We start from the raw sequence: 13,309 nt of genomic DNA, 5'->3' as shown, positions 1-13,309 counted from the left end.
GACTTAAATTAAGAAGTTGATAGATGTTTGCGATATTGATAGCACTGTGCGCGCTACTGTTGCCTGGCGGCGACAGTGCCGAACTGGTTTTTGCGGGGGATGCTATGCAGCATCAGCGGCAGATTGATGCTGCCCGACAGCCTGACGGCTCGCTTGACTATTCAGGATATTTCACGGCATTGCAGCCTTATATAAGTTCAGCCGACTATGCTGTTGTAAATATTGAAGCACCGCTTGGTGGCGCACCTTATTCGGGGTATCCTATGTTCTGTGCCCACGACAATTATGTCACGGCATTGACTGATGCCGGTTTTGACCTCATGCTTTCGGCAAACAATCATATACTTGACCGCAGAGACAAGGGAGTGTTGCGAACAATTTCGGCATTTGAATCAAAGGGGGTGTCCTGGATAGGGGTGTACCGTGATGCCGCCCACCGTGAGCAGCATCTTCCTTTCATTCGGGATATCAATGGATTCAAGATAGCATTCCTGAATTATACTTATGGTACTAACGGAATCGAGAAGCGTACTCCGATAGTGATTGACTATATCAACAGGGATACGATCGCCAGCGATGTAAGCAGGGCTCGTGAGAACGGTGCCGATCTTATAGCTGTGTGCATACATTGGGGTGATGAGTACAAACTGTTGCCAAATTCCACCCAACGGTCGCTTGCACGTTATCTTGAGACACTAGGTGTGGATATGATTATAGGTGGCCATCCTCATGTGATACAGCCTATGGAGCTACGCAAAAGTGAAATCAATAACAGATCTGTGCTTACGGTATATTCGCTTGGGAACTTTATTTCGGCTATGCGCACAACCGATACGCGCGGCGGAGCTATGGTAAGAGTCACGCTCGGACGTGATGCCGATGGGAATGCCATGGTGACAGGTGCGTCATACAGGATGGTGTTTGTGCAACCTCCTGTCAAAAAAGGTGATAATTTCCGATTGTTGCCGGCAGAATCGGAGGATGTCCATCCGTCAATGGAGCTTCGCAGGAAGGGATTTATACGTAATGCCCGCACAATATTCGACCGTCATAATATAAACGTGCCGATGGATACGACTGCTATTGTTTCACAGGATGCTGTGTCGTGCCCTTCCGATACCTTAAAGGGCATCTGACACTGATATTTTTGATATATACAAAAAAATAGCGAAGGACAACCTCGCGGCCCCCCTTCGCAGCTTACACATAGTACTTAACGTCAGTGGATTTTCTTGTTATATTGTATATTCTTTTATTATTATAATCTTGCATATGCAAAGGTATAATAATTATTTCAAATAACCTAATGTCAATATTTTTTTATTTTGTTGGAATTCCGTATTGTATTGATTGTGTGCTTTCAAATGTTAATTTTTAAGTCGAAATAATCGGGTTTTATTTAATAAATGGATGAAAAATGCAGGGTAATATTTATAGGTTTTTATTAATACAAAATATGTTAAAAATGAGCAGCTGTTTAAATTTTGTTTTTAGAGGAATATCTCGCTATATTTGCATAGTATAAATCCTTTACATCAACGTTGGAAACACATGAATCTGAAAATTTTAATCGCAGCCCTTTCATTGTGCATCGCTCCTGGTATCAGTGCGGATGTGGTATCTCCTAATAGAAAAATCTCACTATCCGTATCTGAAGACTCTTTGCTTTCAGTTGCTGTAATTAATGGTAAAGATAGGGTACTGATGAGGATTGATTGCGGGAAGATAACACAAGAGGTGCCAGGGAGCATCAGCAACCATACTGTAGACTATTATATGATATGCGGTAAACGCCGGCATTGCCATAATGAATTTTCGGAAGTCAAGTATCTGCTTGAGAATTCGGATACTCTGAGTGTGAGAGTCTATGACGATGGTATTGCCTGGTCAGGGTGCAGGGGTTGTGAAGTGGATCTTTCAGGAGCTTCCCATAGCTGGCTACAGGACTGGAGTGATTGTTATGAAGGGTTTTATAATAAGGACAGAGTGGTGAAGCCAGGAAGCCGTTACGGTTATCCTGCATTGTTTGAATACGGTGACCGAGATGTGTTTCTTCTTTTGTCAGAATCAGCGGTAGGAGCTGATAATGCCGCTGCGAGCCTGTATGATTCCGGCAGACAGGGGGTATATGAGATCAAACCTGACGGTGAAGAGTATCCTGGATGGCAGACTGCTGTCATTGGTTCATTGAGCGATGTGGTGGAGTCGACATTGATTAATGATAATTCACCGGTGAACAGGTTGGAGGATGTTGGCTGGATCAAGCCTGGAGTGGCATCCTGGATATATTGGGCGTACAATCATGGCTCCAATGATTTTGATATCATACGTAGATATGTTGATATGGCTTGTGAGCTGTCTCTTCCTTATGTGCTTATAGATGCCGAGTGGGATGAGATGAAGAATGGTTATTCAATACTGGATGCCGTATCGTATGCCTTGAGGAAAGGTGTAAAGCCTATGATATGGTACAATTCATCCGTAGGTTGGATAAATGGTGCCCCTGGACCTAAGTTTAGGCTGAACGATCCGGAGAATAGGGAGAAGGAGTTTGCCTGGTGTGAGGAAAACGGTATAGCCGGTGTGAAGATTGATTTCTTTTCAGGGGACACCAATCTGAACATAAAGTATATGCTGGATCTTCTCGAATGTGCTGCCAGGCATCGTCTGCTCGTGAATTTCCATGGTGTAACGATTCCTCGCGGATGGCAGAGGACCTATCCAAATCTTGTGAGCATGGAGGCTGTGTATGGTGCCGAGTGGTATAATAATGTCCCGACTTTTACCGACAAGGCTGCACGTCATAATGCCACGCTCCCTTTCACCCGAAATGTGATAGGCTCTATGGATTACACACCATGTGCCTTTACTGATTCACAGCATCCACACATCACTACTGATGCTCATGAACTTGCTTTGACGGTGCTTTTTGAGTCAGGCATACAGCATCTTGCCGACCGCCCTGAGAGCTTCCTTGCACAGCCGGATGTGATAAGAGGATTCCTGTCGGAACTGCCTGCTGCGTGGGACGACACTCTGCTGCTTGGCGGATATCCGGGGGACTATGTGGTCATGGCAAGAAAGAACGGTAATGAATGGTACATTTGCGGTATCAACGGTAATGATACTCCGCGGAAGATAACGATTGACACTGACCGTGTGCCGGAGGTTAAGAATGGCAGAGAAATGACGTTGATTACCGATGGTCCAGGCATGGACAAGTCATGGAGGATAAGTGAAATCGAAAAGGTGCCGTCAAGTATAATAATGAAGCCGAGAGGCGGATTCATTATTAGGGTGAAGTGACGGCAGGGGGCATGCCGGGCGAATAATGTCGGGTAATACCGGTGTGTGTCACTTGTGTGAGGCGCGGATGTTACATATATGAATGAAATGAGTACATGCATGGATACAGGCATGTACAAATATGCATTTTATTGTTACGGTTTCGGAATCCGTATAAGGATAAAAACTTGTAAATTTGTGATAACCATCATGTCACTTAAATCAAGTTTATGAAATCAAGATTAATTACAGCCGTAATGATGCTGTCAGGCATAGGTTGCCTGCATGCTGTCAACCCGATAATCCAGACTAACTTCACTCCTGATCCTGCGCCCTATGTGCATGGCGATACTGTGTATCTGTTCGTGGATCATGACGAGAATGATGCCCAGTATTTTTTGATGGAGGATTGGCAGTTGTATTCAACTGACGATATGGTCAACTGGACCTACAGAGGTACCCCTATATCCACAGGCACATTCTCCTGGGCTACACAGGGGGATAAGGCCTGGGCGTCGCAGGCCATTGAGCGCGATGGCAAATGGTATTGGTATATATGTGCTCAGGATGCCGAATCCGGGCTGGATGCTATAGGGGTGGCTGTGGCTGATGCGCCTGAAGGTCCTTACAGGGATGCGCTTGGATGTCCTCTCACCAAGCCTGGATTCGGGTTCATTGACCCATCGGTGTTCATAGATGATGACGGACAGGCTTATCTGTTCTGGGGCAACAACGGATTGTGGATGGCTAAGCTCAACAGGGATATGATATCTTTTGACGGTGAAATAAGGTACATAGATGAGCTTGACGATGAGAAGGCGTTCGGTCCTAAAGTGATGAAACGCGACTATGCGCTGAACAAGCGGATGCTGAAGAGTAATTTTGAAGAGGCTCCCTGGGTAAGCAAAAGAAACGGTATATACTATCTTGTGTATGCCGCAGGTGGTGTGCCTGAGTTTATGGCGTATTCGACTGCCGAGAATATCAATGGTCCGTGGACGTATCGAGGGCGTATCATGAATGAGGCTGAAAACAGTTTTACAATACATGGAGGGCTCATAGAGATCGGAGGAAGAAACTTCATGTTCTATCATAACGGCAAGTTGCCCAACGGTGGAGGTTTCCGCAGGTCATCGTGTGTTGAGGAGTTCTCATATGGTGATGACGGTTCCATACCGTTTATGCCGTTCACTAATGAAGGTGTGAAGACACCGTTGAAAAATCTGAATCCTTATGTAAGGGTGGAGGCCGAGACTATGGCCGACAGTTATGGTGTAAGGACTGACCGTAATAAGGGGACCGAACGTCATTATCTGAAATCGGTTGATAACGGAGACTGGATAATGTTGAGGTCAGTAGATTTTGGAAAAGGTGGTGCCGGCAGGAGGTTTGTAGCGAATGTATCGGCTCTTCGTCCGGGCTCATCGATTGAAGTGCGTATAGACGCTCTTGGCAATAAGCCTGTGTCACAGCTTGAGGTAAAGCCTACCGGAAGTTTCGACAAATGGCAGGAACAGTCAACGGAAATCGGTGATGTTGAAGGTGTGCATGATGTATATCTGCTGTTCCGTGGCGATGATGAGTCAGAGGTGCTAAGGTGTGACTACTGGATATTGAAGTAATCTCATAAAAAGAAGGCTTTCATGTACAGATGTAAAGGCATTGTCGCAGGGATATTGTCAGTATTTATGGCTGTAGTATCTGTGGGCGACAGTTTCGCCCGTTCACAAGGATCATTACTGGAGGTCTGTTTCGGAGATGTTGCCGAGCCGGAGAAGGCTGGTGTGAAGCCTTTTGATCCTGCGGGGTGTGATGTTCTGATCGATGAGGGTGATTCTCCTGTCGTAAAGAAAGTGGCAGGAATGTTTGCTGCAGACGTGTCACGTGTCACCGGTGTAGAGACCGGAGTTGTGTATGCTCCCGGGAGAAATTCAAAGGCTGTGATAATAGGCACCATAGGACAGAGCTGTTACATTGATGCTCTTGTGAGGAAAGGGGTGCTTGATGTGAGTCCCATAACAGGCGAATGGGAGCGTTACAGGATAATAAACATTGAAAATCCGTTGCCAGGAATCTCAGATGCTCTCGTCATAGCCGGAAGCGACCGCCGCGGAGCAGCCTATGGGTCGTTTTCAGTGAGTGAGTCTATGGGGGTATCTCCATGGGAATGGTGGGCCGATGTGCCTGTGAAGAGAAGAGATAACGTGAGGATATATGCTGATTATCTTTCTGAGGCTCCATCAGTGAAATACCGCGGAATATTCATAAACGATGAGGACTGGGGGCTGCTGCCATGGGCTGCAGGCAACTATGAAAAAGTGCTTGGCGACATCGGTCCGCGCACATATGAGCGTGTGTGTGAGCTGTTGCTGAGGCTTAAGGGTAATATGCTTGCTCCTGCTATGCATGCGTGTACCGGGGCGTTTTATTCTCATCCTGAGAGTAAAGCGGTGGTTGACAGTTGCGGCATAATCATAACCACTTCCCATTGCGAACCTATGCTGTTCAATAATGCAGCAAAGTCAGAGTGGGATACAGGACGTGACGGAGAGTGGAATTATGTAACCAATAAGGCGGTCATATACTCAAAAATGGATGCGCGCGTCAAGGAATCAGCTTCATATGAGAATATTTACACCATGGCTATGCGTGGAGTGCATGACGAGGGTATGCGCGGAGATCTTTCTATGGAGAGGCGTATCGAGGTGCTTGGAGAAGTGATAAAGGACCAGAGAGGCATACTTGAAAAACGTCTGGGGCGCAGTGCGAGTGAGGTGCCACAGATATTTGTGCCTTATAAGGAGACCCTGGATGTCTATGAGGCAGGTCTTGATATACCTGACGACATAACTCTTGTATGGCCTGACGATAATTACGGTTATTGGAAGCATCTTAATGATTCTGTGGAACGCAGTCGCAGAGGAGGGTCGGGAGTGTATTACCATACATCGTATCTCGGCACGCCTCATGATTACTTATGGCTATGCACGACACCTCCTGTGCTTATGTATGAAGAGCTGAAGAAGGCTTACGATTATGGAGCGGACAGATATTGGCTTCTGAATGTCGGCGACATAAAACCGATGGAGATGGCTATACAGACATTCTTTGAGATGGCATGGGATGTTGAAGCCTTTGACATACGTAGTGTCAACGCTCATCAGCCGTCAATGCTTGCAGGGATTTTCGGAGATGAACTGTTGCCGCGTTTCCAAAGATTGCTTGACGAGTATTACCGGCTTGCGTGGAGCCGTAAGCCGGAATACATGGGGTGGGAATATGAGTGGGATACTCCTCATCTTGAACAGCTCGGACCCACCGATTTCTCTTTTGACAATTATAATGATGCCAGAGGGCGACTTGATGACTATAGGAATATGTCCGATGAGATATCCATGATAATGAGTGAGCTTCCTGACAGTCTCAAGGCTCCGCTATTCGAGATGATAGGGTATCCTGTCATGGCGGCGTATCAGATGAACCGTAAGTTCCTTATGGCTCAACTTAATGCTGAATATCGTGACAAGGGTGATTACGCACGTGCCAATTGGGCCGGAGAACAGTCCCGGATGGCTTACGACAGCATAAACGCTCTTAACAACAGGTATAATTCTTTGCTTGGCGGAAAATGGTCCGGCATGATGTCGGTGCCTCCAGGCTTTGTCGCAAAATATCAGAATATGCCTGATATAGTCATTACGGACAATGTGGCATCTGTTAAGGCTGATATTGAGCCGGAGTCAGAGCAACGGTCAATGGAAGGATGCTGCGTGGTTGACATCGCATCGCCCGTATATAAATCCGAACGGATCAATGTCATTGACGGTCTCGGATTTGACTGGAGTGTTGTGCAGCTTGGGGAAGACAGTCCAGGAGCGGATCCCAGCGGGGCTGTGGCAGTGTATGAGTTGCCGGAGATATCGTGTGACACCATAGAAGTAACGGTGTATGCATTACCGTTGTTTCCGTTGAATGACGGATGCGATACTCGGTATGGGGTATCGGTCGACAGCGAAGATATGATCACAGTATCGTATCATCCTGTGGAATGGTCGTCGGAATGGAAGGCGAATGTGTTGCGCAATAGCACTGTGAATAAATTCCGGTTCAAAATAGATCCTCGGAAAAAGACTCACACCCTGAAGCTTCATGCCATAGATGCCGGTCAGATGATACAGCGAGTGGTGGTGGACTGGGGCGGTCTGCGCGATTCGTATGTGGGACCGTCGGTCAATTTATAGTTTTTACGCATGTCGCATACTGCATGAAATGAATCTTTTTCTTATGCGTATGTATCATGAAGGATGGTTCAATAGCGGAAAACGTATATTATTGTTGCAGATATATGGCAATTATGTATAGTCCTATTGCGACTGACGTTTTCAAGAATTATCTTTGTGGTGTAAATATTTCATGCAAAGATAATAGGCGGATGCCTATAATATTTTATTACTGTCCGCTAAACTTTTTTAGTAGCGGTTGAAAATTAGGGCTGGCACCTATTGCAGGAGTCAGCCCTAAATGGTTATTTTGATGTCGCCAAACTATCTTAAATAACCATGAGTAAAAGTAGTAATTTCTTCGGACAGCCGACATATGGTCAGCTGATAAAATCACTTGATCGTGAAAAAATAGTTGAAATCAGCCGAAAACACGGCGGAGAGAAGTATGTCAAGAGCTTTGACGGCTATACGCATTTGCTTACGATGCTATATGCTGTCATACAGCGCTTCGATTCATTGCGTGAGATAGAGACTTCTATGACAGCCGAGGTACGCAAACTCCATCATGTAGGCATTGACACTGTGCCCAGGCGGAGCACCTTGTCGGATGCAAATGCCAGACGTTCAGAGAAGTTCTTTGAAGATGTATACCGCGACTTGTATGCAGCCAATAAAGACATTCTTTCCTCGGACAGCCGACGCAATGGCACGGAAGAGTGGATAAGACGGCTTAGAATCATCGATTCCACTACAATCACGTTGTTCTCCAATGCTATTTTCAAGGGTGTTGGCCGTCATCCGAAGACGGGAAAGAAGAAAGGCGGCATCAAGGTACACTCGGTCATACATGCCAACGAGGGCGTTCACTGCGACGTACAGTTCACTTCGGCAGCGACCAATGACTCCTTCATGCTTGCACCGAGCCATTACAGCCACAACGAGATAGTAGCACTTGACCGTGCATATATCAACTATGCCAAATTCGAGGAACTGACGGATCGAGGGGTGGTATATGTAACCAAAATGAAGAAAAACCTCAGTTATGAAATACTTGTGGACTGTATGCACCAGAATCCGCAGGGACTGATGGAGTACCGTGAACAGGTCGTAGTGTTCCGTAAAGACGGCATCAACCACATTGCAAGAATAATCACATACGTTGACATTAAGAAAGGCAAGAAGCCAAAACTTATATCGCTTCTCACCAATGACTTCGACATGCCTCTGGAGACAATCGTGGCCATCTACCGTCGCCGATGGCAGATTGAGTCGCTTTTCAAGCAGATAAAGCAGAACTTCCCTTTGCGATACTTCTATGGCGAAAGTGCCAATGCCATAAAAATACAGATTTGGGTAACGCTCATAGCTAATCTGTTGCTCTCGGTCTTACAAAGCACCTTGCAAAGGCGTTGGAGCTTTTCTGGACTGGCTACAATCGTCAGAATTGTACTGATGTATTATCTGAATCTCGAAAAGTTCCTAAATCAGCCCGACGCTGACTTGAAAATCATGCTCGCAGAGGCCTCGGAATCCCCTCCTGAAGATCCCGAAAACTGCTGAGGGGGCTTGTCAAATACAAAAAGTAAGCCCAACTTCTGCTGTTCAAGAAGTTGGACTCACCCTTTTATGGTTTAGCGGACAGTAAAAATAATATTTAAGATGATAAGAAGAAAGATTGTTTTTGGTAAAATTTAGATTTCCGGTCATAGGCGTGCTATCGTTAAGTTACCTATGGCCGGAATCTTTTTTCTGTTAAGAATGTGGGGGTGGGAGTATGATCATTCCGCGTTGTGCGAGCGGTATTCGGATGGGGTCACTCCAGTAAATTTTTTGAATGCTGTTGAAAAATGAGGCTGGGATGTGAAGCCGAGTTTGTAAGCCACTTGAGTTATGTCTACATCGGGCTTTTTGAGAATTTCACAAGCTTTTCGCAGACGCACGTTGCGTATGAAGTCACTTGGGGTCATTCCTATAAGCTCTTTCATCTTTCGATGGAGATGTGCCCTGGATATGCCGACTTCGATGCCAAGTTCCTCAACGTTTAGCTGAGGGTCGTCTATACGGCTGTTTATGGCTTTCATGATTTTATCCATGAGGATCTCGTCATTGCCTTTGATGTCGGATATCACCATTTTTTTGTCAGTGTCCTGGGCTCCGGAGAATTTTCCTTTTAACCTCAGACGATTGTCGATAAGATTGTTGATCATGGCGTCAAGTTCGGTCACGTCGAAAGGCTTGCCGATGTAACCGTCGGCACCTCTGTCCCATCCAGCCATCCTGTCGGCAATGTCGATGCGCGAACTTAGGAGTATCACCGGCATATGGGTGGTCTCTGAGTTGGATTTAATGGCTTTAAGCAGCTCAAGGCCGTCTATTTCGGGCATAACCACATCGCTTACCACAATGTCGACCTTATGGCTTAGAAGAATCTTTTTGGCTTCAACGCCATTGGAGGCTTCAAATACTTTGTCGTTGCGTGAGAAATGCATGCACATGTATCTGCGCAGTTCCGTGTCATCGTCGACTATGAGTATGCGGCGTCCGATGTGTCTTTTGCGCGACTTGCTTATCGGGTCATCGGTCTTGTCGGTGGATATCGTGTCCTCGTTGAGTTGTCGCGGAGTCACAGTCACCGGATGTACGGAAAGTGGTGATGTGTCGTCAATGGCTATCTCTTCGGGTTGCAGATGAGCTTTGCCTAAAGGAAGTTGCACAGTGAATACACTGCCTTTTATGCCGTCGTTTCTGTTGGCAGCGGTGAGTGTGCCGTGGTGGAGGGTTACGAGTTGGCGTGCGAGATCAAGCCCGACACCGAAGCCTGACGCCGATCCGGAGCCTTGTCCCTGATAGAAACGGTCGAAGATTCGAGAGATGTTTTTCTGATCAAGTCCGATGCCGGTGTCGATTACCGAAATATTTGCGCAATTGCCTAATACAGCGTCGGTTCCTGTGCTTAGTCGGACTACGATTCTGCCTCCATCGGGGGTGTATTTTATGGCATTGGTTATGAGATTGACCAGAACTTTATCAAAGTTTGTGCGGTCAACCCACAGATCGGGAATCTCATAAGGGGCGTCAAGGCTGATTTCGATTGATTTTTTCTCAGCCACAGGACGGAATAGTTCTACCAGTTCCAATGCGAATCCTTTAAGTTCAGTCTTCTGCATGGACAGGCGTTTCTTGCCTTTGTCAATTTTTCGCAGTTCGAGCAGCTGGTTGGCAAGGCTTAGGATTCTGTCGGCGTTGCGTTGCATCGTTTTCAGCATGGCTGTGGTCTCCTGGTCGTGATTCTTACGTAGGAGGGTCTGCAAAGGGTTGATGATGCATGTCACAGGAGAACGTATCTCATGTGATATATTCATGAAGAACCTTACTTTCGCTTCATTGATTTTCTCATTGTTCTGTTTCTGTATGAGTATGTAAATGAGAGCGAGAATGCTCATGACTACAAGTAGATAAAATATTTTGGCTATCGTGGTCAGGTACCATGGAGGTGAGACGTAGATGGTCAGTTCGGAGGTGTCGGAGTATACGTCATTGTCAACAGCCCGGATCAGAAGGGTATGGGTACCGGGGTCGAGGTCGGGGATCACTATGGAACTGTTTCCTGAACGAGTTGTTATCCATGAGCCATCAGAGTCATTGTCTATCATCCATTCATAAATGAGATTTGACGGGTCACGGAAATCCATTGGTGACAGGCGCAACACGAGGTTGTTGTCCTTGTGTGAGATGTTTATGCGGTGGCATCTTGACAGAGAGTCGGTTATGATTGTCTGCCTGCCGTTGGTCATATGTGACTCTGTGATTTTTCTTCCATTTATATAGACTCCGGTTACAGCTATTGGAGCAGTGAATTTTACAGGAGTGATGCTTGATGGGTTGAACTGTGTGTATCCGAGATTACCGATCAGGAACATGCGGTCCGTCTCCTTATTGTAGGCTGAGTGCATCACTGTTATTTCAGAGAGTCCGTAGCCTCCTTGAAGCGATGTCAGTCTGCCTGTCGATGGATCGAAGTATGTGATACCATGATATGTGCCGATCCAGGCTCTTCCCTTGGAGTCTATCTCTATGGTGCGCACATGATTGTCAACCAGACCGTCAATTGAGGTCATGGATTTAAGGACCTTATCGTTGTCGGGATTGTATATGAGAAGTCCGTTGCTGGTTCCGATGAGGATGTTTCCATCATGCATTTCTCCGAATGCGTTGCACGAACCTTTTATGTAGGGTGTCTGGTTGATTATCTTGAACGTGTCCGCCTGGATATCATAACAGGCAAGTCCGCTGAACAGTCCTACCCATAGTCGTGACTGTGAGTCGATGTAGGTCGAAGCGATCCAATTGTTGTGAAGCCTGTCCTCTCCCTGGTTCTTTGTGGTGAACAGGGTTTCCTCTCCGGTCACGAGATCGTATTTTAAAACGCCGTCGCCTCTCATTCCGAGGAACAGTGTCTGGAAATCACCCCCCCGATTGTTGTGTAATATCTTATACATGAGCGGTTTATGTCGAGTAGGCGTTTGTGGGTACAGGTGGCTGGATTTATTTGCCATAGTGCGTCGTTAGATGTAACGGCGTATAGCATACCGTCGCCGCCTATGCCCATCGAACGGATTTCGTGATCGGATGGCAGACGCAGATGATGGAGTATCTCATGATTGTGTGACATGTGCACAGCTTCGCCTCTCTCGAATGCCAGCCATAGTCCGTCCTTATCGGCTGCGGTTGCCGAGATGCCGCCGTGGAAGTCCTTTAGCATTGGCGACAGCGGATAGTATTTGAATGGCATAGGTGTGGAAGGAGCGAGCAGCACTCCGTGATAATTGCAGCCGATCCATAAGTTTCCGTCAGGAGCCATGTATACGGTGCCGATATTGCTTTTGTTTATATTGAGTCCTGGGTTATAGAGATTGAGTATCGGTTGTATTGAGCTTCCACCTGTTTCCATCGCCCACAGCCCATTTCCGTTGGTTGCTATGTAGACTGTGCCGTCCTTGCCGATGCAGATATTGTTTATTGGTGTTTCACCGAGTGATGATATGTCGATCGGGGTGGTGTCCATTGTGGATGGGTTGATGCGCCATATGCCATGGGTGGTGAATGCAAGAATTGACTCATCGGTCTCTTTACGTAGCCCTATGAAGAAGTCGTGGCTTATGCTGTAACGCTTCATGTTGCCGTTAGCCCATATTCTGAAGAGGTCTCCGTTATGGTTGCCTGTAATAAGACCTCCGTCGAGGGTTGATATGAGCGAGTTCATCTCGGAGTGTTCCTGAGAATACCCCAGTTTCACCCCTTCAGGTTTTCCTGATGATTTGTCGACAACAAATAATCCCACTCCCGAGACCATGAATACGATGGTGCCGTCGGCCTGCTCTGTAAGGTCGATGATATAGCCGTTGAGTCCGTCGGCGGGGATTGGCACAAGGGTGAATGTCTCGGTTTTCGGGTCGAAGCTATATAATCCATCAGCGGTGCCGACCCATATGTTGCCATGAGAGTCGCACATCACCTTATTGACAGTGTTGCTGCTTATGGAGCCAGTAACATCGTCGTCGTGCCTGAACACTTCTATGTTGGAGCCATCGAACCGAACGAGACCGGATGAGGATGCTATCCACAGATATCCGCTATGGTCAAGGCAGAAATCGTAATATTGAGTCGAGACTATGTTGAGATCATTGAATAGCCGTAAAGCCCTGACATCGTTAGTGGTATTGTATGCGTATACATTGAACGATATTAGAAGGTTAATCAGGAGTAGTAAATATCGCATATATTGTGTAATGTAGATTTAA

Annotated in this window: 7 protein-coding genes; 5 read left to right on the top strand and 2 right to left on the bottom strand. The window is 46.5% G+C overall.

From position 1 onward, the window contains the following. The first annotated feature begins 23 nt into the window (after positions 1-23). The 5 genes from EZ315_RS01850 (at position 24) to EZ315_RS01830 (ending at position 9,068) form a co-directional block, all read left to right on the top strand. Positions 24-1,136, top strand: coding sequence for a CapA family protein (locus tag EZ315_RS01850; protein WP_135470109.1), 1,113 nt, complete (start codon positions 24-26; stop codon positions 1,134-1,136). A 415-nt stretch (positions 1,137-1,551) separates the two neighbouring features. Continuing rightward, positions 1,552-3,306 carry a glycoside hydrolase family 97 protein gene (locus tag EZ315_RS01845; RefSeq protein ID WP_135470107.1) on the top strand — a complete coding sequence of 585 codons (1,755 nt, stop codon included), beginning with the start codon at positions 1,552-1,554 and terminating at the stop codon, positions 3,304-3,306. 209 nt (positions 3,307-3,515) lie between these two features. Further along, entirely contained in the window at positions 3,516-4,907 is a 1,392-nt protein-coding gene (locus tag EZ315_RS01840) for a glycoside hydrolase family 43 protein (protein ID WP_135470105.1), read from the top strand. A 21-nt stretch (positions 4,908-4,928) separates the two neighbouring features. Continuing rightward, the gene (locus tag EZ315_RS01835) at positions 4,929-7,526 is read left to right on the top strand and encodes a glycosyl hydrolase 115 family protein (protein WP_135470103.1); all 2,598 of its coding nucleotides are present in this window, start codon (positions 4,929-4,931) and stop codon (positions 7,524-7,526) included. Between the two features lie 318 nt (positions 7,527-7,844). Then, entirely contained in the window at positions 7,845-9,068 is a 1,224-nt protein-coding gene (locus tag EZ315_RS01830) for an IS4 family transposase (RefSeq protein ID WP_124076696.1), read from the top strand. 218 nt (positions 9,069-9,286) lie between these two features. Here EZ315_RS01830 and EZ315_RS01825 read toward each other — a convergent pair whose 3' ends face one another. Beyond that, positions 9,287-12,007: a hybrid sensor histidine kinase/response regulator transcription factor gene (locus EZ315_RS01825; RefSeq protein ID WP_170957431.1), complete on the bottom strand. Its 2,721-nt coding sequence runs from the start codon at positions 12,005-12,007 to the stop codon at positions 9,287-9,289. Further along, positions 11,947-13,287: a ligand-binding sensor domain-containing protein gene (locus EZ315_RS01820; protein ID WP_135470100.1), complete on the bottom strand. Its 1,341-nt coding sequence runs from the start codon at positions 13,285-13,287 to the stop codon at positions 11,947-11,949. Before EZ315_RS01820 ends, EZ315_RS01825 begins: the two co-directional genes overlap by 61 nt. Between the last annotated feature and the right edge of the window lie 22 nt (positions 13,288-13,309).

Source organism: Duncaniella freteri (genome assembly GCF_004766125.1).
GTDB lineage: Bacteria > Bacteroidota > Bacteroidia > Bacteroidales > Muribaculaceae > Duncaniella > Duncaniella freteri.
The sequence above is the reverse complement of the archived record's forward strand: the minus strand, read 5'-3'. Positions and strand labels throughout refer to the sequence as shown.

What these genes read in the sequence shown, in the direction of transcription:
- EZ315_RS01820 (WP_135470100.1), bottom strand. Translation starts at nt 13,287, where the DNA reads ATGCGATATTTACTACTCCTGATTAACCTTCTAATATCGTTCAATGTA.
- EZ315_RS01835 (WP_135470103.1), top strand. Translation starts at nt 4,929, where the DNA reads ATGTACAGATGTAAAGGCATTGTCGCAGGGATATTGTCAGTATTTATG.
- EZ315_RS01840 (WP_135470105.1), top strand. Translation starts at nt 3,516, where the DNA reads ATGAAATCAAGATTAATTACAGCCGTAATGATGCTGTCAGGCATAGGT.
- EZ315_RS01830 (WP_124076696.1), top strand. Translation starts at nt 7,845, where the DNA reads ATGAGTAAAAGTAGTAATTTCTTCGGACAGCCGACATATGGTCAGCTG.
- EZ315_RS01845 (WP_135470107.1), top strand. Translation starts at nt 1,552, where the DNA reads ATGAATCTGAAAATTTTAATCGCAGCCCTTTCATTGTGCATCGCTCCT.
- EZ315_RS01850 (WP_135470109.1), top strand. Translation starts at nt 24, where the DNA reads ATGTTTGCGATATTGATAGCACTGTGCGCGCTACTGTTGCCTGGCGGC.
- EZ315_RS01825 (WP_170957431.1), bottom strand. Translation starts at nt 12,007, where the DNA reads ATGTATAAGATATTACACAACAATCGGGGGGGTGATTTCCAGACACTG.